This window comes from Ruminococcus champanellensis 18P13 = JCM 17042 (genome assembly GCF_000210095.1).
GTDB lineage: Bacteria > Bacillota > Clostridia > Oscillospirales > Ruminococcaceae > Ruminococcus_F > Ruminococcus_F champanellensis.
This window is the reverse complement of record NC_021039.1, coordinates 1,451,751-1,472,992: the sequence shown is the minus strand read 5'-3', so window position 1 is coordinate 1,472,992 and position 21,242 is coordinate 1,451,751. Positions and strand designations below refer to the sequence as shown.

Here is a 21,242-nt window from a genome sequence, read left to right as displayed (position 1 = left end):
ATTACAGCTTGCCCGACAACTGATAGATATATCGAAACAGCCGACTTTTGAGGATCGTTTCCTCGTTCAGCACCAGCATGGTGTCAGAAGCGGTCACAAACAGCAGCCGCAGGAATATGCACAGCAGGCACAGCAGCATCAGTGCCTCCAGAATGCCCAGCAGCCCACCGGCTGTATGATCCACCACAGGATAAATATTAAAATAGATCCTGGATTCCAGCTTTTTCGCCAATACGGCGATCAGGCTCATCAGGCAGCAGAAGATCGCAACAAACAGGAACGAATTGATGATCCGGATGCAGTCATCCTTCACATAGGTGTCCTCCAGATAGGCTGTGATCTGCCGCATCGAGCCGGTTTCCCCATAGATATGCTGCATGGTTTCCACATACAGCGTATCGTTGTCCGCCAGCTTATCCTCCAAAGACAGCCGTGCATACAAAGGCATCTGCTTTGCCATCAGGCTGCCGAAAGATTCTATGAACGCCCCCCGCAGAATATTCCGGAATTCCGTAGGCGTGGTCACGGTATAGTCACAGGTCTGGTTCACATACCGGTACAACTCATCCTCGAAATCCGCCTTTGCCGGCGAAAGATAAATGTCGATCTTTTTCTCGTCAAACTTGGCACCGTACTCCTGTTTGTCCAGAGCATTCTGTATCACCGCCGTGCCGTCATAATCCGACAGCACCTGGTCAAAGGCATACAGATTGCTTTCCCGGATCAGCCCGGTATACACCGGCTCCGCCAGCATAGCACTGGTGACGGATGTCACCACAACGGACAAAACGTAGCCGATGATGATCAAAAAATTCTTCTTAAATCCTCTTTTGGCGTTGAGATAAATAATAAACAGCGTCAACGCCACTGCCAATATGTCATAAAACCACCAGAATTGGCTCCCCATCGTGTTGTCCTCCTACCTTGCGGCAAATTCAAATCAATTTGCAAAATCCATCCGATCAATCTTGTCATATCCAAACAAGAACAGGTATTTATCTATCTGCAGAAAATCGTCATAGCTGTCAGAAACCTCTACACTGCTTTTCTGCGTCCCGTCGAATGAATATGTTTCCATTCCCACCTTGGTCAGAACGTATGCATTTTCGTCCATTACATGCACATTTTTTACGACTGTGTCAAAATCAATTTGTCTGGGATCCGCCCCCACAGAATCCAGCAAAACCAGACTGGAACGCCGCTTCGTTTCGTTTTCAAACAACAATGCCGCCTTCCCGTTTTCACTGCTTCCCCCCACCAGCGTACCGGTGTAGGCATACATGCCGGTCTGTTGTCCGGCGTTGTCATAAAAGGCACACCGGGTATCCCCCATCAGAAATACGCCGCTGTCCGTTACGGACAGGGAAATACAGAAGGTGTTCAACGGCTCGGAGGTCCACTGCTCCCCCTTACTGTCAAACAGGAAGGAGCGAACAGTTGAGAGGATCTGTCCGTCCTGTACAGTAAGCAGCACAATGGAGCAGCCGTTGCCCTTTGGATTGAATGCCAGATCCGACACCCGATCCACACAGTCCCGGCTGTAGATCTCCTGGCCGTTTTCGTCATACACCCGGATGGTGCATGCGCACAGCTGGGATGTGGTCACCACCGCCACATTGCCGTTGGAGCTGAGCCGGGCAAAGACGATCTGTTCGTCCAGTTCCTTGGTGTACAGAGTCTTGCTCTTGCTTTCCACCCGGAACTGGTTGCCGCTGCTTTCGTAGATCAGCGCTTTTTTCCCCGCAACCTCCATCATGGCGTTTGCATAGGCATGCTGCCTGCTTTCCCGCAGGTTGCCGTCCAGCCCATAGATATAGAAATTGGCATCGCTTAAAATCACAAGGCTGCCATTCATATCTGCGGTCTCATAGTCGATGCCTCCGGAAACCGTCAGAGGAAAATTCCCCTCTGCCAGGGTTCCGTCATTTTGCCGGATGGTCTGGTACCGGGTACCGATCCCCTCCAGCTTCGGATACCAGACATCCCGGCGGGCGTAGATAATCCCCGCCAGCAGCAGGAGCATCAGAAACAAAAACAGCTTCTGCATCCTGCGCCGTCGGTTCCGCCTTCGTCTTGCTACTACAATGTCCTGTGTGTTGTATTCAGTCGCCATAGTATTTTACCGGATCCATCCCGGAACGGGTACCGGCTCCATCTCCTTTTTTACAATCCGGAGTCCTTTTTTCGGCTCTGTCTGATATGCATCGTCATAGAACACCCGGTTCAGATACAAACCGCATGCCATTGCGGTTTTTCCGGCGCATCGCCGATCCCGGGCTGCCAGGATTCCGTCCAGATCCGAAAGCTTCAGCTTGCCGTCATTGACCTGCAGCATGGTGCCCACAAGGATCCTAATCATATTATACAGAAAACCATCGCCTTTGACAAGTAGTATTATAGAATCTCCGCTCATTTCTACAGAAAAATCATAGATGGTGCGGACAGTACTGGTACGCTGTGCCTGGGCGCTGCAAAAGCTTTTGAAGTCATGGGTGCCGATAAAGCGATCCGCACAGGCTTGTAGCAATGCCGGATCAATGGGGCGTCGGTGGTGACAGGCAAGATCCCGCAGAAACGGGTTGGGGGATTCACTGTTGTGGATCAGATACAGGTATTCTTTCCCCCGGCAGGCATACCGGGCGTGAAACGACAGTGCCGCATCCTCCGCACTGAGCAGGGAAATATCATCCGGCAACCTGCCGTTGACCCCCCGCACCAGATTCAGCGGCTGGATCGGACGCTCCGTCTGAAAGGAAAAGCAATACTGCCGGGCATGCACCCCCGTATCCGTCCGGGAACAGCCGTAAATGGTCGCCGGATGGTTCAGCACACTGCCCAGCGCCTGCTCCACCGCCTCCTGGACGGTGTGGGCATTATCCTGTCGCTGAAAGCCGTGATACTTTGTGCCCCGGTATGCCATCATGCATTTGAGGGTTCGCATGGGTGCACCTTCTTTCTTCGTTTCTTCCATACACATGCCGCTGCCAGATCTGCCCCCAACAGCAGCACACTGGCTCCGGTAATGAGAACACCCTCCCGGAATCCGTCCGGCACATAGTTCAGCCGGATGCTGTGGGTGCCGGGGGTCAGCCGAATGCCGGTCATGGCACCGCACAGAGGTACCAGCTCCGCCGGTTCCCCGTCCACCTGAGCACTCCAGCCCGGTTCAAAGGGAATGGAGCAGTAGAGCATGCCCTCTGTCCTGACCGTAACATTGCCCGACACGGATGTATCCTTCACCTGAAGATCCGTCAGAACCTCATCCCCCAGGCGCTGATACCCCTCCTCCAGTACCTGCCGGTTCAGCCGGTACACATACAAGGTCAGATACTGATCCGTATCCGCCGGGATCTCTCCGCCAATGGAAACCGTTTCCCCGGCGGAAATGCTGCCCAGGGGGAACAGATAGGGACGGCGCTCCATGTTGTAGCTCTGGGGCTGTATACCCAGCCGGTCTACCTCCACGTTTTTGATGCCGCCGCCGCTGACGTAGGCATAATAGATTCCGTCCTCCGCAGGGGTGAAATCAAAGGCAGCCCTGCCCGGCGCAGAACCGGCGCAGATGTGATAGCTGCCATAGTGATTGCTGTCGGCGGTAATGTCTGTATGCCGGGTGCCGGAAGGCAGCTCCGCAGAAAACAGATCCTTCGGGATCCCGGTCATGGCGGAAAACAGTTTATTCTGGTTGTGAAATACGTTGCCGCCACTGGTCATAGCACAATTCAGCACGTCCTCCTCCACCATATAGCCCAGGGGCAATGCATAATTTGTCCGGTATGCGGTCACAGGAGCAGCGGAAAGTACCTCCGTGTACAGGGCTGCATCCGGCAGATACCCATCCACCGCAAATACATACCTGACCCCAAGCAGCATATTGGTGAAGGGGGTGGAGGCACTGTAGCAGTACCGGTTGGCATTCTCCCCGGCGGACAGACCGATCCGCTTGAGCATGCCGGTCACTGCCACATTGGCAGAGGAAGAAAACTGGGATACCCCGTTAAAGCCCATCAACGCCCCCTCATTGAGGGTGTAGGTTCGGCTTTCCTCCGCCCGGTAGAAGTCCGCATCCTGCAGGGACAGCTGCTCCAGCAGGGTTTCCATCTGTACATTGTTCCGGGGATACACTTCCCGGTTGGTGGATCCCACCTGCTGGTTTCCCAGCCGCACCTGGAACAGCATTTCCACTGTAACGGCAATCACCAGGATCCGGTTCAGCTCCCGGCGGCTGCATTGCCGGAACTGCCGGGCAAGCAGCAGAAGCAGAAAGCCGATCCCCAGCAGACCGCTGCAAATCACGGCAAATCTGGTCTGCCGTCCCCAGGAAAGGATGCAGAGCGCACCTGTACCAAGGAGGATGGGCACAAATTGGAACCGCTGCCATCGGTCCAGGGTGCAGTATGCCCGATAGGACAGCACCACCAGTACGAAAGAGATCAGAAAGGAGAACCGGTAGGGCAGCATGTTTGTGAAGTGAAATCCGTGCCAGATATAGTTGAGGATGTTCAGACTACAGCTAGCAAAGAGGAATCCCAGCAGGGATACTGCGCAAAGCTTTTCACGGAGGGGAATTTTCTTTGCGGAAATGAACGCAAAGAACAGCACCACACAAAGCATGCCGCAGGACACGTTGGGCAGTCCCTCCAGGGAGGTAGGGCGCTGAAAGCTCAGCAGATTGGACAGCATGTCCCGCCAGTCCAACTGCCACAGGGCTTTCTTCGGGAACTGACTGTTGGCGCTGTAGCTGAGTCCCAATGCCCGGTATGCAGGCAGCAGCAGCCAGGCGGACAGTCCGCCTCCTATCAGGGAACAGTATGCAAACCGAATCCCTGCCAGCAGCCACTGCCGGATGCTCCGGCCCAGACAGATGCACAGTACAAAAAACGCCAGTACGCTGAAAATGCAGGTCATATAGCCAATATAGTAGTTGGAAATCAAAGACAACCCCAGTGCAAGGGGATAGAGCCAACGCTTCCCGTCCCGGACAAGCCAGACCAGACCCAGCATGACCAGGGGCAGCAATGCCACCGTATCCAGCCACATAACGTTCCAGTAATAGCCGGTCATATAATCGCACAGGGCATAGAGCATGGAAAAGCACACCAAAGACATATCCCGGCGGTGAAACAGATCCTTCAGCAGCATGCCGCAGAACAGCCCGGCAAAGCCCACCTTCATCATCACGAACAGGGTCAGAGCCTCCCGGAGCCATACTGCCGGCACAAACAGCACCAGCAGATTCAGCGGACTTGCGGTGTAATAGGAAGCAAGGCTGAGGAAATTGGTGCCCAGTCCGGAGCGCCAGGTATAGAGCATGGAACCGCCGGTCTGGAGCTTTTCCTGCAACAGCCGGAGAAAGGGGTAATATTGGTGCCACAGATCCGTCACCAGAATCTGGGCATTGCCGAAGGGGTAGATCCCCTGGATCACAAAGCCAAAGCCGAACAGCAAACAGGGCAGCAGAAAGCACCACAGCAGTGGATGCCGTTCTGCCCTGCGGCTGATGCGTCCTGCCAGTTTCAGCACACGCTGCATCATGGATCCCTCCGGTCAGATCAACCGGGGCAGCACGATGGCTGCCGCCAGAAAAACACAGGTAACGCCCAGGGCTATATAATCCCGGGCACCGGACTGCATCTGCCGCAGCCGGGTGCGTCCCTCTCCGCCCCGGTAGCACCGACATTCCATGGCGGTGGCAAGCTCCTCCGCCCGGCGGAATGCGGACACAAACAGGGGGATCAGAATGGGAATCAGCGCCTTTGCACGCTGCATCAGACTGCCGCTTTCCAGATCCGCCCCCCGTGCCTTCTGCGCCGCCATGATCTTGTCGGTTTCCTCGATCAGCGTAGGGATGAACCGGAGGGCGATGGTCATCATCATCGCCAGCTCATGCACCGGCACATGCAGCTTTTTCAAGGGAGAAAGCAGTCGCTCGATGGCGTCAGTCAACTGGATGGGGGACGTGGTATAGGTCAGCAGAGAAGTGCCGGCGATCAGGAACATGATGCGGATCACCATAAACACGGAGGTCTGGATGCCCCCCTGGGTAATGTGGATAAACTTCCAGGCAAACAGCACCGTTCCCTTGTCGATGAACAGCAGGTTCAGCAGGGATGTGAAGATCAGAATGGGAACGATGGGCTTGATGCTTTTGACAAACATCTTTGCCGGGATCCGGGACAGGGCGATGGCAAACAGGCAGAACACGCCTCCCACTGCCAGTCCCAGCGCCTTCTGGGTCACAAACAGCATGACGATGAACAGGGTGGTAAGGATGATCTTGAACCGGGCATCCAGCCGGTGGATCACACTTTCTCCGGGAAAGTACTGCCCCAGGGTAATGTCCTTCAGCATGTTCCATCACCGCCTTTTTCCTTCAGATGCCGCAACAGCATATCCTTTGCATACGCCACCGTATACACCTGGCTGTCAAACCGATAGCCCCGGCTTTCCAGTGCGTTGAACACCCGGGTGATCTGTGGCACGGACAAGCCCAGTCTCCGGATCTCCTCAGAACGGCGGAACACATGCTCCGGGGTGTCGTAGCAGAACACCTTGCCCTGGTTCATCACCAGGATCTTGGAGGCGAACCGTGCCACATCCTCCATACTGTGGGACACCAGGATAATGGTACCCCCATGGCTCCGGTGGTACGCCTTCAGTTGATCCAGAATCCGGTCCCTGCCCCGGGGATCCAGCCCGGCGGTAGGCTCGTCCAGGATCAACACCCGTGGTTCCATTGCCATGACGCCGGCAATGGCAACCCGGCGCTTTTGTCCTCCGGACAGGGCAAAGGGAGGCTGCTCCAGCAGCTCCGGTGCCAGACCTACTGCCTGGGCAGTCTGCCGCACCCGCCGGTCGATCTCCTGTTCATCCAGTCCCATATTCCGGGGGCCGAATGCAATGTCCTTATACACGGTTTCTTCAAACAGCTGGTATTCCGGATACTGAAACACCAGTCCTACCTGGAACCGCACCTGCCGCATATCCGCCTTTTTCAGCGCCCAGATATCCTGCCCGTCCAGGAGGATCCTGCCGGAGGTGGGCTTCAGCAAGCCGTTGAACTGCTGAATCAGGGTGGATTTCCCGGAGCCGGTATGGCCGATCAGACCAACAAACTCCCCGTCCTGGATTTCCAGATCCACATGATCCACAGCGGTTTTTTCAAAAGGAGTGCCTACACTGTACTGATAGGTCAGTCCCTCAGTTTTCAGAATTGCCAATCGTCTCTCTCCTCCATGGATATTCACACACCGGGCGCATCCGGTGCTCCCAGCAGCTGTGCCAGTGCCTCCACGCATTCCTCCTCGTGGATGATGTGGGGATCCAGCTGACAGCCAGCCTGGTTCAGCAGATACACAAGCTCCGTCACCTGGGGCACATCCAGCCCCACATCCTTCAGCTGCGCCACATGGGAAAACACCTGCCGGGGGGTATCGTCCAGCAGCACCCTGCCGCTGTCCATCACCACCACCCGGTCACATTCCGCCGCTTCCTCCATATAGTGGGTAATCAGCACAATGGTGATGCCGTATTCCCGGTTCAGACTCCGGATGGTGCGCATGACCTGCCGCCTGCCGTGGGGATCCAGCATAGCGGTGGGCTCGTCCAGCACGATACAGTCCGGCCGCATGGCAATGATACCGGCAATGGCGACCCGCTGCTTCTGTCCTCCGGACAGCTGGTGGGGGGCATGATGCCGGTACTCGTACATATGCACCGCTTTCAGAGCATCATCCACCCGCTTGCGCATTTCCTCCCGGGGCACCCCCAGGTTTTCCGGTGCAAATGCCACATCCTCCTCCACAATGGTAGCCACAATCTGGTTGTCCGGATTCTGAAACACCATGCCCACATGCTGCCGGATGTCAAACAGCAGCTCCGGATCGGAGGTGTCCATGCCCTCCACCAGCACCTTGCCGGAGGTAGGCTGCAAAATGGCATTCAGGTGCTTTGCAAGGGTGGATTTACCGGAACCGTTATGTCCCAGCACTGCCACGAATTCTCCCCGGCGGATCTGTAAATTCACGCCCTTTAGCACTTCATGAGCAGGCTTCTCCGGCTCCAATTCGTTTTCGTATGCAAAGTGCAGATCCTGCACTTCAATGATGCAGTTTTCAGCCATGATCCGGCTCCTTTCGTAGCATGGGTTCGGCAGGACACGATGCATGCCCAAAACAGGAAGCAGGGCAATGCGCGGACACTTGTCCCGCTGTTGCCCCACATACCGCCGTATCCCATACCATATTTCCGGGACACTGCCCTTATTCAGCCTGCCAGATTGCCGTTGCACCGCAGGGCAGGTATAAACCGCTTTGCTCCACCGGCAGCCCGATTTCATCAAATTGTACGCTGCCGCCAAGCTTTTTTTGCAGCACCGTTCCCAGGATATACCCCATCACCGAAGAGGAGAGCCCGGTGGTATAGCTGTTGATGAGGAAAAACAGCGGATCCTCCGAAAGCGCCCCGGCGCAAAGCTGCACCAGATCATACACGCAGTTTTCCAGCTTCCAGACCTCTCCCCCGGGGCCACGCCCATAGCTGGGGGGATCCATCACAATGGCATCGTACTTTCTTCCCCGGCGGATCTCCCGCTGCACGAATTTTTCACAGTCATCCACGATCCACCGGATGGGTTTTTCCGTCAGACCGGATGCCGCCGCATTGTCCCGCGCCCACTGAACCATGCCCTTGGAGGCATCCACATGGCACACGGAAGCACCAGCCTGGGCGCAGGCAAGGGTGGCGCCTCCGGTGTATGCGAACAGATTCAATACGCTGATGGGTCTGCCTGCGTTCTGGATCAGTCCGGACATATAGTCCCAGTTCACCGCCTGCTCCGGGAACAACCCTGTATGCTTGAAGCCGGTGGGGCGGATCTGAAACGTCAGCGCCTTGTAGTGAAGCATCCAGGAATCGGGCAGCTTTCTGCGGAAGCTCCAGCTACCGCCTCCTGCATTGGAGCGATGATAATGACCGTCCGCCGTGTCCCACTGAGGTACGGCATGGGGCGTTTTCCAGATGATCTGCGGATCCGGCCGGATCAGACTCACGCCGTTCCAAAGCTCCAGCTTCTCTCCGTCGGAGGTGTCCAGGATCCGGTATTCCTTCCAGTTGTCTGCAATTCTCAAAGCTTATCGTCCTACTTTTTCTCTGATTTTATCCGCAATCTCCATTGCAAAGGTATTGATGAGCCGGAAGTCACGCCCCTCCAGCATCACCCGGATCAGTGGCTCCGTACCGCTTTCCCGTACCAGGATCCTGCCCGTATCCCCCAGTTCCTCCTCACGCTTTGCGATCAGTCCAGTGATATCCGGGTCATTCTTCCACATTTCCCGATCCTTTGCGGCGATCTTGACGTTGATCATCACCTGTGGGAAATGCTCCATCACAGTGGCAAGCTCACTGAGCTTCTTGCCGGTCTGCGCCATGATCTCCATCAGCTTTGCGCCGGATAGCTGTCCGTCTCCGGTGGTAGCCTCATCCAAGAAGATAATGTGACCACTTTGCTCGCCGCCAATGTTATAGCCTCCGTCCAGCATTTTCTCCAGCACATACCGGTCGCCGACGGATGCAACCACCACGTCAATGCCGGCTGCTGCCGCAAAATGCTGGAAACCCAGGTTGGTCATCACCGTAACCACAGCGGCATTGTTCTTCAGCTTGTTCTGATCCTTGTATGCCTTGGCGAAAATGGCAATCAGCTTGTCGCCGTCCACCAACTCGCCCTTTTCGTCCACCGCCAGGCACCGATCCGCATCCCCGTCGAAAGCAAGACCCAAGTCGCACTGATGCTCCGGTACAAACTCCATAAGGTTTTCCGTATGGGTGGAGCCGCAGTCGGCGTTGATGTTGCTGCCGTCGGGCTGATCGCAGACCATCAGCACCTCTGCCCCCATACCCTCAAACAGCTTCTTTGCTGTGGCAGAAGCACTGCCGTTGGCACAGTCCAGGGCTACCCGCAGCCCCTTCAGATCCGTATGGATCGCCTTCTGGATATAACGAATATAGTCCCGCTGTGCGTCCTGGTACACGCTGATGCGCCCCACGTTGGTATGGGACTGGAGCTTGATCTGCTCCGGGTGATCCAGGATCAGCGCCTCGATCTCCTCCTCGATTTCATCGGACAGCTTATAGCCCGTGGAGGAAAACAGCTTGATGCCGTTGAATTCCACGCTGTTGTGGGAGGCGGAGATCATCACTCCGGCATCCGCCGCATTGAGCCGGACAAGGGTCGCCACAGCCGGCGTGGGCACAACGCCCAGCAGCTCCGCATTGGCTCCCACAGAGCAGATGCCTGCCGCCAGGGCAGCTTCCAGAATATCCGAGGAAATCCGGGTATCCTTGCCGATATAGATCATCGGCTTGTGATTCATCTTCCGGGTCAGCACCAGTGCCGCCGCTCTGCCGATCTGCATCGCAAGCTCACAGGTCAGCTCCGTAATCGCCACACCTCTTGCGCCGTCTGTTCCGAATAGTCTTCCCATTTGTCCAATCTCCTTATTTGTAGTGTAGTATTGTATGCTATCACAAGGTCAGCTGACCGTCCTGGCTTCCCTCCTGTGGAATGCCCAGATGCTGATAGGCAAGCTGGGTTGCGCATCTGCCCCGGGGCGTCCGGGACAAAAAGCCCAGCTGCATCAGATACGGCTCGCACACATCCTCCAGGGTCACAGCCTCCTCCCCGATGGCGGAAGCCAGGGTTTCCAGGCCGACCGGTCCCCCGTTGTAGCCCTTGATGATCATTTGCAGCATCCGTTTGTCCAGACTGTCCAGCCCCAGCTCATCGATCTCCAGCTTGTCGAGAGCGGTACAGGCAATCTGGCGGGAGATTCTTCCGTCCCCCATAACATCTGCAAAATCCCGTACCCGCTTCAGCAGCCGGTTGGCAATACGGGGTGTGCCCCGGGCACGCCGGGCAAGCTCCATAGCGCCGTCGTATTCACAGGGAATCCCCAGCAGCATGCTGCTGCGGCGGATGATGTCGCACAATTGCTCCGGCGGGTACAGCTCCAGCCGCTGGATGATGCCGAACCGATCCCGCAGGGGGGAGGTCAACTGTCCCGCACGGGTGGTAGCCCCCACCAGAGTGAATTTCGGCAGATCCACCCGGATGGAATTGGCGGAGGGCCCCTTGCCGATCACAATATCCAGGGCATTGTCCTCCATGGCCGGATACAGCACCTCCTCCACCGCCCGGGAAAGCCGATGGATCTCGTCAATGAACAGCACGTCATTTTCCGACAGATTCGTCAGCAGTGCCGCCAGATCCCCTGCCTTTTCAATGGCAGGGCCGGAGGTGATCCGCAGGTTGACACCCATCTCCTGGGCAATGATGCCTGCAAGGGTGGTCTTGCCCAGACCGGGGGGACCATACAGCAGCACATGATCCAGAGGCTCCCCTCTGCGGCGTGCTGCTTCAATATAAACCGCCAGGTTTTCCTTGACCTTATCCTGACCGATATATTCATTGAGTGTTTTCGGACGGAGGGAGAACTCCAGTTCCACATCCGGAGGAGTAAACTCCGGAGCGGTCATCCGGCTCTCAAACTCCATTTCACCAGTATCTATCACATGAACCTCCAACAGCTATGCCGGGTATGGCAATCAGCGCTCAAAGAACCGCTTTTTGCGGACATAGAAGGGATCGATGCCCTGAACCGCCTTTTTCGCAGCCTCCTGCTCCATGCTCAAAAAGCACAGGCTGTCCCCGGGATGCACCACCTCTGCCAGATATTTGGACAGGGGGTAGAACAGCTTCCGGGTGCTGCCGATCATATCGAATACAAACAGGATCTGGGGCCTTTCACAGCCCCGCACCATTTCCAGAATATATGCAGCGTCCACATTGGGCTGCTTGGACAGGTATTTGGATGCAGCCTTGGTCAGATAGGGTACCTGACGGGACAGCTTCCGATACTGGATGGTTTCCTCCTCTTTCATGGAGATGGCAGGAATGTTCAGGTTGTGTGCGATCATCAGAATGCTCTGGATCTCCTGGGGGGAGAACTCCTTGCCGTAGGAATTGGGGTTCAGTACGGCGGAAGCAGACTGGATCAGATCAAACAGCCGCAGACAATTGAGCTTGTAGCAGTTCACATACCGCTTCGCAAAGACCTGGAGGGAACGGAAGCTGGTGAAAAAGGGAATGAACACATCCCCATCCGGATTGGTGGTGGTAATCAGTTCCATCTGCACGCTGCCGTCCGGATTGGGCTTCACCGGATTTTTGCAGATGACATACACATCGCTTTTGATCAGGGTCTGCAGGAACAGGGATCGCTTTTCCGGGTGAGCAATGGCCTCCCGCAGCAATTCGTCAAGATTCATAGAAAACTTTCCTTCCCTTCATGTAATATCCAAGGCGGCATGCGGTGCCGCTTCAGGCAATACTGCACAATGCACATACACTGCATAAGCGCTATGCGGTATTGCCTTATTTTTTTCTGTTGCCGATGGTGCGCAGGGTTTGCTTGATCAGTTCAGCTGCCGGCAGCTGATCGTCCAGCGTTGCCAGAATGGGCGTCACCTCGCCCTGGGTATACCCCAGCACCAGCAATGCGGACAGGGCTTCTGCAACGCTGCCCTGTGCGGTCCGGGATACCGGCTCATTGCTGCCGTCCGGCTGGGGCAGCGGCTCCTTGCTGATCTTATCCTTCAGCTCCAGCACAATGCGCTGGGCGGTTTTCGCTCCGATGCCCTTGACCTTCGTCAGCACCTTGCTGTCCCCGGCGGCAACCGTCAGCATAAACCGGGTCGGCTCCAGATCCGAGAGAATGGACAACGCCGCCTTGGGTCCCACCCCGGAGATGCTGATGAGCAGCTGAAAGCAGCGCAGCTCCTGCTGATCGGAAAAGCCGAACAACTCGATATTCTCGTCCCGGACATATAAATATGTATACAGGAACACTTCCCTGCCGGTTTCGCCGATTCCGCCGGATGCGGCATAGGTGGTGCGGCAGGCATAGCCAACGCCCCCGCATTCAATCACCACAAGCCCCGGTTCTTTGTGAATCAATTTGCCTCGCAGGCTGTACAGCACCCTTGTGCCACCTCCCTATAAAACGCAACCCCGCACAAGCTTTGTGCAGTGTTGCCCTAGATTCTTCCCGTGCGTTGGGTCAGAGAACGAGCACCCCGGCTGCAATGACCGTGACAGATGGCAAGCGCCAGTGCATCCGCAGCATCATCCGGCTTGGGAATCTGCTCCAGGTGCAGGATCCGCCGGGTCATTTCCATAACCTGCCGCTTTTCTGCCTTACCGTAACCCACCACCGCCTGCTTGACCTGAGAGGGAGTATACTCGGCAATCGGCACTCCATGCTGCACGGCGGCAAGCAGGATCACCCCTCTTGCCTGTGCCACGTCGATGCCGGTGGTCTTGTTGGAGTAGAAAAACAGCTGCTCGATGGCAAGGGCATCCGGCTTGAATCGCTCCAGAATAAAGCACATATCCTCGTAAATATTCCCCAGGCGCTGGGGAAAGTCCGTATGCGCCTCCGTCAGAATCGCCCCGTATTCCAGAGTGGTAAATTCCACGCCCCGGTAGTCCAGCACGCCAAAGCCTACAATGGCATAACCCGGGTCGATGCCGATGATTCGCATAATGCACACCCTTCACACGATAGTACTATTTATTATAGCATACTTCCGCACAGTATTTCAAGGGCTGGACTGACTTTTTCTCATATTGCCGCCTCCCGGCAAGCGCCTCTACCGCCACATGTTCCGATTTCTGGAAGCGTTTCCGTCATATCACACAGATATTTCCGGCAATGTCCTTGCATTCCCCGGCGATTTCTATGCAATCTGACGAAAAAGCGGCTGTCCTGCGGTCATAAAGGCTTTGCAGGCTGCGCCTTGATTTTTTCTCTGAAATCCGGTATAATGGCATAGAATCAGAAAAACACGGGAGGCTCCCTTATGGACTTACAAGCACTGCGTGCCCAGATCAACCAGCTGGATGAAACCATTCTCAGCGCCTTTGCACAGCGCATGACCATTTGCAGACAGGTGGGGGTTTACAAGAAAGAAAACCATATGCCCGTTTTTCAGAAGGATCGGGAGGATCAGGTCATCCAACGGATCCGGGATATGGCGCCGCCGGATATGTCCCAGAGCGCTGCAGCACTGTTTGCCGCCATTATGGACATCAGCAAATGCTACCAGCAGCAGGTACTGGCGGATGCCTCCTGGATGCCTTCTTTTCAGCAGGTCAAGACGCTGTCCTGTGCCCGGGCAGGCTGTCAGGGCACCCGTGGCTCCAATTCCGAGACCGCCCTGCGGATGCTGTTTCCGGGAGCCGAGGCGAAATTCTACGCCACCTTCGGGGATGTATGCAAAGCAGTTGGCTCCGGAGAGATCGACTTTGGCATCCTGCCCATCCAGAACACCACCACCGGCACGGTGATTCCCACCTATGAGCTGCTGCACCAACAGGTGGGCTACATTGCTGCCACGGTAAATCTGGAGATCCGGCACTGTCTGGCGATCCGGAAGGACATGGATCCGGCAAAGCTGACCACCGTCTGCTCCCATCCCCAGGCCTTGCAGCAATGCAGCGGCTTTCTCCGGGAAAGCGGACTGGAGCAGCTGTCCTACAGCAATACCGCAACGGCAGCCCGGTTTGTTGCCCAGTCCCCCCTGCCCTATGCAGCTGTATGCAGCCCCCGGTGCGCGGAGCAGTACGGACTGAGGATCCTGCGCCCGGACATTGCGGACGCCATGGAAAACGTGACAAAGTTCATCTGCTTTTCAAAGGAATGCCTGATCCCGGAACAGGCAGATACCATCTCCATCATTGCGGAGCTGCCAAACCGGGCGGGAAGCCTGTCCCGGATGCTGAATAAATTTGCGGCAAACGGGCTGGATCTGCAAAAACTGGAAAGCCGCCCGGTGGCGGACGGCAGCTTTGATGTACGATTCTATCTGGACTTCAGCGGCAATGTGCTGGACCCCAGGGTAAATGCGCTGCTGGCTGACCTGGCAGGCTCCCTGAGCGAGTTCCGTTTTCTGGGCAATCATCAGACCCTGGGGTGAGTCCCATGCAGCCGGGTGCACAGCAGCAGACATATCGCCGCACCCACTGTATAGCCCCCAAGATCAATCCATACGTCCTTGATCATACCGGATCTTCCGGCAACAAACAGCTGGATGGTTTCGTCCAGCAGCGCCGTCCCCACACCGCACAGGATAAGCCGCTCCCAATGCTGTTTCCATGCTTGATGCAGCAATGCTGCCAGTTCTATGCCCAGTATGCAAAATTCCGTGCCGTGGGCAAGCTTGCGCAGCACCCCGTCGGAGGCGTTCCCTTCCGGGCTTACAGGCAGGGAAATGATATGGGACAGCAGCTCCGCCGCCTTGCCGCTGATGGCACCGGAAACAGAAGCTGGCATCAGGGAATTGCCCCAGATAAAGCATATCGTCAGAACGATCAGTCCATACAGCACCGTTGGTTTTTTTCGTTTCATTTTCATACTCACCACCTGATTCTCATTATAGCATATCCGTCAAAGTGTTGTCAAAAAAAACGACAACATCTTCTACTGACAAACCTGCTTTCTTGATAGGATATAAAAGGGCAGTGTGAATTGTATAATACAAGCAACGTAAGATATCGTACAATATGACGAATTTTCAGAGAGTCATGTTAATTCAAGCGTATTTATTTGACTTTCCCGCCGAAACACGTTATAATAGACACATGACTATTTATGTGGACGCAGCGCATCGTCCGCATTCGCTTTTGAACAACGGACAAGCATTCGGCATATACTGCTTTGGTCTGCATATGTGAATCGAAACAAACAGATATAGACACTGATATATTATATAGAGAGCAGCCCATTTCCAGAAGGGAACTCGATTCAATATTTGGGGGCGAGAGAATGATAACCAACAGTACCGGTCTGGAACAGACCAGTATGACAGAAAATATGATCACCGAAGTTACCATAGAGGCATTGCAAACCAATCAGGAGGGGATCACCCAGTATCCCATCCTGGAGTTTGACGAAAATGCATTGAATCTGCTTTGCACAGGCATTCAGGAAACGCTGAAGCACAGTACGCTGAAGCCAGCAGGATCCGCTGCATACCGGGCAGTCAAGCGGATTCTTGACGTTGTACTTTCCGCGCTGGGCATTCTGCTCCTTTTGATCCCGGGACTGATCGTTGCCGCTATTATCTACATAGAGGATAAAGGAAAACCCATATTTTCCCAGGTTCGACTGACGGAAAACGGAACGCCCTTCCGCATGTATAAATTCCGTTCCATGTGCATGGACGCTGAAAAGCGCTTTGAAGAAGTCCAGAAGAAAAACGAATGTGACGGCATTGCTTTTAAAAGCAAGCACGATCCCCGGATCACCCGGATCGGTGGTTTTATCCGCAAAACCTCCATTGATGAGCTGCCTCAGCTGTTCAATGTGCTTAAGGGAGATATGTCCCTGATCGGTCCCCGTCCGCCCCTTCCCCGGGAAGTGGTGCTGTATACCCCTGCCCAGATGGAGCGTCTGATGGTCAAGGGCGGTCTGTCCTGCATTTGTCAGTGCGAGGGCAGAAGCGATATGGCATTTGACGAATGGGTGGAATCCGACGTGCGATACATCCGTACCAGAAGCCTTGGTCTGGACTGCAAGTTGTTTTTCTCCACCATTGCTGTGGTACTCAAGCGTAAGGGCGCAAGATAATAGAATATACAAACAAACCGCCGCTGTATTATCTGTACAGCGGCGGTTTCCATGTAGTTTTTTATATGACATCATACATTCTGCTGGGCAGCTTTCTTTGCCTTTTGTAGCCGCACATCCGTTCCCACAAAATGCAGCCCCGTATAGGTGGCAAAGAGCCGGGACACGATCCGGTCCTCATACCGGCGCTGCACCTGCTCATGGGTCAGATTGGTGCTGATGATGGTGGGCAGGCCGCAGTTGAGCCGGGTGTTGATGATGTTGTACACAGTGGACACATAAAAGCTGCTGTCAAATTCTGCACCCAGATCGTCCAGGATCAGCAGATCACAGGTCAGCAGAATCTCCAGGGTATCCGCCCCTACCTCGCCTCTGCCGAAATGCTCCCGCTCCACCCGGCGCAGCAGGTTGATGACCGAATCGTACAGCACCCCATACCCCTTCTGCATCACCTCGCTGGCAATGGCAAGGGACAGATGGGTCTTGCCAAGCCCCGTGTTGCCGGACAGCAGCAGACTGGGGGCATGGGAATCAAACTGGGCTGCATACCGCTTGCAGAAGGCAAGGATCCGTCGCATGGTCTCGTAGCATGCCGGATCGTTCCGGTAATACTCCAGAGAAAAGCTGTCGAAGCTGCACAGCTTCACCTGGGCATGCCGGTTCATCTCCTCGATAGCAAGTCTGCCCAGCTCCCGCTTCAGACAGTCACAGTAGCACCCGTTGGCATAGCCCGTGTCATCGCATTTGGGGCAGGTATAGTGCAGCTCCAGATAATCCTCTGGCAAGCCGTTGGCAAGGAGCATCTGCCGGACGATTCGCTGCCCCTCCAGATTCCGGCGGCGGATCTGCTCGATCTGCTCCTGGGTGTCTCCCCCAGCCTGCAGCACATGAAACAGCTCCATTGCCGTATCCGACAGGCGGCTGTTGATCTCCCGGATCTGGGGAAAGCGTTCGTTCACTTCCCTGGTGCGCGCCTCCGCCAGGGCGTTTGCCGCCGTGCGCCGTGCCTGGATGGTACGCATAGCCTCCTGAAACTGTTCGTATTTATTCATGCCGTCCCGGCTCCTTTCCTTGCTTTGCTTTCTTCACCATCTGCCGCACTGCTGAAAAGGCGGCATCCTCCCCTTCCTGTGCAAGGATGGTCAGCAGCCGCTCCAATTGGTCAGAAGTATCCGGATGGATCATTCTGCCAGGCTTTCCCCGGAGAAAATATGCCAGGGGCGCATCGTTGGAATACTGCTCCCCCAGATAGATCTTGCTGGCTGCCACCCGGTCACAGAACATTTCCGCCACATACCGGGCGGGCATGGGCACCGGCTGCATCCTCCGGGTCGGGGGCACATAGTCCGTCCAGTACTCGAAATGATGGCGGTTCCGCCCCTTGTGGTGCATCCAGGCAAGGGAGTAGCCCTTGTCCTGCCGCTCCCCCTCGTTGGGGCTCCGGGTGCCGATATAATACCGGGCGCCGGGAATGAATTCCGTGGGAGTATACTTGGACAGGTCATGCCGCAGCCCCTGCCAGAGAATACCCGCTTTCCGGCAATGCCGGATTACCTGATGCCGGTGCCGGGTAATGGTACAAAAGTGCTTCCAGGGATGCATGAATCCCCCTCCGTTTCCGTTCTCGAACTTGTTCTGTTTCTATTATATCGGATGGAGCGGAAAAATGCAAGGCATCCCCCACAAAGCATGTGTTGCATTTTCCGCCGGGAAATGCTATAATAAGTGTATCTGCTGCAATGCAGCAAATACAGAGAGTGGAGGCGTGTACATATGCTGACGGATATTGAGATTGCACAGCAGGCGGAGCTGCTGCCCATTCGCAACATCGCAGAGAAGATAGAAATCCAGGAGGATGACCTGGAGTATTACGGAAAATACAAGGCAAAGCTTTCTGAAGCCCTGTTCAAAAAGCTGGAACGGAAGCCAAACGGGAAGCTGATTCTGGTGACGGCAGTCAACCCCACCCCTGCCGGAGAGGGCAAGACCACGGTCAGCGTAGGTCTGGCACAAGCTATGACCCGGTTGGGGAAGAAAACCATGCTGGCACTGCGAGAGCCTTCCCTGGGTCCTGTATTCGGCATCAAGGGCGGCGCAGCCGGCGGCGGCTACTCCCAGGTACTGCCCATGGAGGACATCAACCTGCACTTCACCGGTGACATGCACGCCATCACGGCGGCAAACAACCTGCTGTGCGCCATGATCGACAACCACATGCAGCAGGGCAACCAACTGCAGATCGACCAGCGGCGGATTCTGTTCAAGCGCTGTATGGATATGAATGACCGGGCACTCCGGTATACGGTGGTCGGCATGGGGGGCAAGACAAACGGCGTACCCCGGGAGGATAGTTTCCAGATTACGGTTGCATCCGAGATCATGGCGATTCTTTGCCTGGCATCCGACCTGGCGGATCTCAAGGAGCGCATCGGCAATATTCTGGTGGCATACAACACCAGAAACGAGCCGGTCTTTGCCCGGGATCTGGGTGCCCAGGGAGCCATGACCGCCCTGCTGAAGGATGCCCTGAAGCCCAATCTGGTACAGACCCTGGAGCAGACCCCCGCATTCATTCACGGCGGTCCCTTTGCCAACATCGCCCACGGCTGCAACTCCCTGCGTGCCACCAAGCTGGCGCTGAAGCTGGGGGATTACTGCGTGACAGAGGCAGGCTTTGGCTCCGATCTGGGTGCGGAGAAATTCTTTGACATCAAGTGCCGGTTCGGCAAGCTGAAGCCTGCCTGCGTGGTACTGGTTGCCACCATTCGTGCCATGAAGTACAACGGAGGCGTCAAGAAGGAGGATCTCACCAAGGAGAACCTGTGGGCACTGGAAAAGGGTATGGTCAATTTACAGACCCACATTGAGAACATGCATAAGTTCCACCTGCCGGTGGTGGTTGCCATCAACCGGTTCTACTCCGACACGGAGGAGGAGATCGCTCTGATGCAGAATTTCTGCAAGAAGATGGGCGTAGACTGCGCTCTGTGTGAGGTCTTTGCCAAGGGCGGCAAAGGCGGACTGGAGCTTGCAAAGCGGGTCTGCGAGACCATCGACATGTGCAGCGAGGCGGAGAGCGAATTCCGTCCCCTGTACGATGAAATGCTGCCCATCAAGGAAAAGATCCGTATCATTGCCACCGAGATCTACCGGGCGGATGATGTGGTGTATACGGCACAGGCAGAAAAGGCCATCAAGGAGATCGAAGGGCTGGGCTTTGGAAATATTCCGGTCTGCATCGCCAAGACCCAGTACTCCCTGTCCGACAATCCCGCACTGCTGGGCAAGCCCAAACATTTCAGCATTACCGTCCGGGATCTGCGGCTGTCCTCCGGCGCCGGGTTCGTGGTTGCCCTCACCGGAGATATTATGACCATGCCGGGTCTGCCCAAGGAGCCTGCCGCTCTGCGCATTGACTGCGACAACAACGGCTGCATCACCGGTCTGTTCTGATGATGCGGCAGATTATCACCCACAGCCCGGAGGAAACCATCGCCCTTGCGGAAGCCATCGGCAGGCTGCTGCGTAAGGGGGACGTGATCGCCTATACCGGAGAGCTGGGTGCCGGAAAAACCACCTTTACCCGGGGCATCGCCCGGGGCATGGGACTGCCGGACGAGGTGCATTCCCCCACCTTTGCCCTGGTGAACGAATACCTGGGAAAGCCAGGCACCACACCCCTGTACCACTTTGACATGTACCGGATCACCCTGCCGGAGGCACTGGAATCCACCGGCTTTTATGATTACCCCCTGTCTGACTCGGTATTTGCCATCGAGTGGTCGGAAAACATCCCCTACGCCCTGCCGGAGCAGTGTCTGCGGATCGGCATTGCCTACGGAGCGGGGGACACCCGTATCATTACCATAGAAGGAGATGACCGCTTTGCTGATCCTGGCGATTGACACATCGGGACATACCGCCTCCGCAGCCCTGCTGGAGGACAGCACCCTGCGGGCACAGGTGTCCCTGTACACCCTGCGCACCCATTCCCAGGTCATGCTGCCCCTTTGCCGGCAGCTGCTGGACAATGCAGGGGTGACCCTGGAGGAGATCGACTTGTTTGCGGTTGCGGACGGCCCCGGCTCCTACACAGGTCTGCGAATCGGCATCTCCGCCGTCAAGGGCATGGCGTTTGCCCTGGGCAAGCCCTGCGCCGGCATCTCCACCCTGGAGGGCATGGCGTACAATCTGCTTGGCACCCGGGGCACCCTCTGCTGCGCCATTCACGCCCGGCAGCAGCTTCACTACTGCGGCATTTTTTCCTCGGACGGCAGGGAGATCACCCGGCTGACGGAGGATGCCATCCTACCCCAGGAACATCTGCTGGAACAGCTTCGCACCCTGCCCCAGCCGGTAACTGTATGCGGGGACGGTGCAGCCATGCTGCTGGAAGCAGAGCCTGGGCTGATCCAGGCTCCTCCCCATCTGCTGCTCCAGTCCGCAGCCGGAATCGCCCTTGCCGCCCGACATGCCCAGCCGGTGGATGCAGACGCCCTGTGTGCCCGGTACCTACAGGCTACCCAGGCGGAAAAGCTCAAACACGAATAGGAG

At 56.0% G+C, this 21,242-nt stretch carries 21 protein-coding genes; 5 read left to right on the top strand and 16 right to left on the bottom strand.

The window, feature by feature from the left end:
* Position 1: 1 nt before the first annotated feature.
* From RUM_RS06500 to ruvC, 13 genes are all read right to left on the bottom strand, one after another.
* Positions 2 to 907: a CvpA family protein gene (locus tag RUM_RS06500; RefSeq protein WP_015558368.1), complete on the bottom strand. Its 906-nt coding sequence runs from the start codon at positions 905 to 907 to the stop codon at positions 2 to 4.
* 33 nt (positions 908 to 940) lie between these two features.
* Positions 941 to 2,113 (bottom strand): DUF5711 family protein, encoded by a 1,173-nt coding sequence (locus RUM_RS06495; protein WP_041326312.1) that lies wholly within the window; start codon positions 2,111 to 2,113, stop codon positions 941 to 943.
* A 6-nt stretch (positions 2,114 to 2,119) separates the two neighbouring features.
* Positions 2,120 to 2,941, bottom strand: coding sequence for a tRNA pseudouridine(38-40) synthase TruA (truA, locus tag RUM_RS06490; protein ID WP_015558366.1), 822 nt, complete (start codon positions 2,939 to 2,941; stop codon positions 2,120 to 2,122).
* Complete coding sequence (locus RUM_RS06485; protein ID WP_081460007.1) at positions 2,920 to 5,535, bottom strand: YfhO family protein; 2,616 nt, start codon at positions 5,533 to 5,535, stop codon at positions 2,920 to 2,922. The genes truA and RUM_RS06485 overlap by 22 nt, the downstream gene beginning before the upstream one ends.
* Before the next feature lie 12 nt (positions 5,536 to 5,547).
* Positions 5,548 to 6,351 (bottom strand): energy-coupling factor transporter transmembrane component T family protein, encoded by an 804-nt coding sequence (locus RUM_RS06480; protein ID WP_015558364.1) that lies wholly within the window; start codon positions 6,349 to 6,351, stop codon positions 5,548 to 5,550.
* Positions 6,345 to 7,220, bottom strand: coding sequence for an energy-coupling factor transporter ATPase (locus tag RUM_RS06475; RefSeq protein ID WP_041326311.1), 876 nt, complete (start codon positions 7,218 to 7,220; stop codon positions 6,345 to 6,347). The genes RUM_RS06480 and RUM_RS06475 overlap by 7 nt, the downstream gene beginning before the upstream one ends.
* Positions 7,221 to 7,243: 23 nt before the next feature.
* Complete coding sequence (locus RUM_RS06470; RefSeq protein ID WP_015558363.1) at positions 7,244 to 8,122, bottom strand: energy-coupling factor transporter ATPase; 879 nt, start codon at positions 8,120 to 8,122, stop codon at positions 7,244 to 7,246.
* 139 nt (positions 8,123 to 8,261) lie between these two features.
* Positions 8,262 to 9,128: a class I SAM-dependent methyltransferase gene (locus RUM_RS06465; protein ID WP_041326310.1), complete on the bottom strand. Its 867-nt coding sequence runs from the start codon at positions 9,126 to 9,128 to the stop codon at positions 8,262 to 8,264.
* 3 nt (positions 9,129 to 9,131) lie between these two features.
* Entirely contained in the window at positions 9,132 to 10,484 is a 1,353-nt protein-coding gene (gene glmM, locus RUM_RS06460; protein ID WP_015558362.1) for a phosphoglucosamine mutase, read from the bottom strand.
* A 40-nt stretch (positions 10,485 to 10,524) separates the two neighbouring features.
* Positions 10,525 to 11,535: a Holliday junction branch migration DNA helicase RuvB gene (gene ruvB, locus RUM_RS06455; RefSeq protein WP_015558361.1), complete on the bottom strand. Its 1,011-nt coding sequence runs from the start codon at positions 11,533 to 11,535 to the stop codon at positions 10,525 to 10,527.
* Positions 11,536 to 11,604: 69 nt separating this feature from the next.
* Positions 11,605 to 12,327, bottom strand: coding sequence for an enhanced serine sensitivity protein SseB C-terminal domain-containing protein (locus RUM_RS06450; RefSeq protein WP_015558360.1), 723 nt, complete (start codon positions 12,325 to 12,327; stop codon positions 11,605 to 11,607).
* A 106-nt stretch (positions 12,328 to 12,433) separates the two neighbouring features.
* A complete protein-coding gene (gene ruvA, locus RUM_RS06445) occupies positions 12,434 to 13,039 on the bottom strand; it encodes a Holliday junction branch migration protein RuvA (protein WP_041326307.1) in 606 nt (201 codons plus the stop codon).
* 56 nt (positions 13,040 to 13,095) lie between these two features.
* On the bottom strand, positions 13,096 to 13,602 hold the full coding sequence (ruvC, locus tag RUM_RS06440) for a crossover junction endodeoxyribonuclease RuvC (protein WP_015558359.1): 507 nt from the start codon (positions 13,600 to 13,602) through the stop codon (positions 13,096 to 13,098).
* A 318-nt stretch (positions 13,603 to 13,920) separates the two neighbouring features.
* On the opposite strand from ruvC, the gene RUM_RS06435 reads away from it, so the two are divergent.
* Positions 13,921 to 15,036, top strand: coding sequence for a bifunctional chorismate mutase/prephenate dehydratase (locus tag RUM_RS06435; protein WP_015558358.1), 1,116 nt, complete (start codon positions 13,921 to 13,923; stop codon positions 15,034 to 15,036).
* Here RUM_RS06435 and RUM_RS06430 read toward each other — a convergent pair.
* Positions 15,021 to 15,473, bottom strand: coding sequence for a VanZ family protein (locus RUM_RS06430; protein WP_015558357.1), 453 nt, complete (start codon positions 15,471 to 15,473; stop codon positions 15,021 to 15,023). The genes RUM_RS06435 and RUM_RS06430 overlap by 16 nt on opposite strands.
* A 411-nt stretch (positions 15,474 to 15,884) precedes the next feature.
* Between RUM_RS06430 and RUM_RS06425 the strand changes: the two genes are divergently transcribed.
* On the top strand, positions 15,885 to 16,688 hold the full coding sequence (locus RUM_RS06425; RefSeq protein ID WP_015558356.1) for a sugar transferase: 804 nt from the start codon (positions 15,885 to 15,887) through the stop codon (positions 16,686 to 16,688).
* A 71-nt stretch (positions 16,689 to 16,759) separates the two neighbouring features.
* Here RUM_RS06425 and RUM_RS06420 read toward each other — a convergent pair whose 3' ends face one another.
* The gene (locus tag RUM_RS06420) at positions 16,760 to 17,740 is read right to left on the bottom strand and encodes an ATP-binding protein (protein WP_015558355.1); all 981 of its coding nucleotides are present in this window, start codon (positions 17,738 to 17,740) and stop codon (positions 16,760 to 16,762) included.
* A complete protein-coding gene (locus RUM_RS06415) occupies positions 17,733 to 18,290 on the bottom strand; it encodes a DUF5662 family protein (protein ID WP_015558354.1) in 558 nt (185 codons plus the stop codon). The genes RUM_RS06420 and RUM_RS06415 overlap by 8 nt, the downstream gene beginning before the upstream one ends.
* Positions 18,291 to 18,461: 171 nt before the next feature.
* Here RUM_RS06415 and RUM_RS06410 point away from each other — a divergent pair, with 171 nt between their 5' ends.
* Genes RUM_RS06410 through tsaB form a run of 3 tightly spaced genes read left to right on the top strand, consistent with a single transcriptional unit; the run spans position 18,462 to position 21,239 of the window.
* Positions 18,462 to 20,141, top strand: coding sequence for a formate--tetrahydrofolate ligase (locus RUM_RS06410; protein ID WP_015558353.1), 1,680 nt, complete (start codon positions 18,462 to 18,464; stop codon positions 20,139 to 20,141).
* Entirely contained in the window at positions 20,141 to 20,593 is a 453-nt protein-coding gene (gene tsaE / locus RUM_RS06405) for a tRNA (adenosine(37)-N6)-threonylcarbamoyltransferase complex ATPase subunit type 1 TsaE (RefSeq protein ID WP_015558352.1), read from the top strand. The genes RUM_RS06410 and tsaE overlap by 1 nt, the downstream gene beginning before the upstream one ends.
* The gene (gene tsaB, locus RUM_RS06400; protein WP_041326306.1) at positions 20,574 to 21,239 is read left to right on the top strand and encodes a tRNA (adenosine(37)-N6)-threonylcarbamoyltransferase complex dimerization subunit type 1 TsaB; all 666 of its coding nucleotides are present in this window, start codon (positions 20,574 to 20,576) and stop codon (positions 21,237 to 21,239) included. The genes tsaE and tsaB overlap by 20 nt, the downstream gene beginning before the upstream one ends.
* Positions 21,240 to 21,242: the final 3 nt, after the last annotated feature.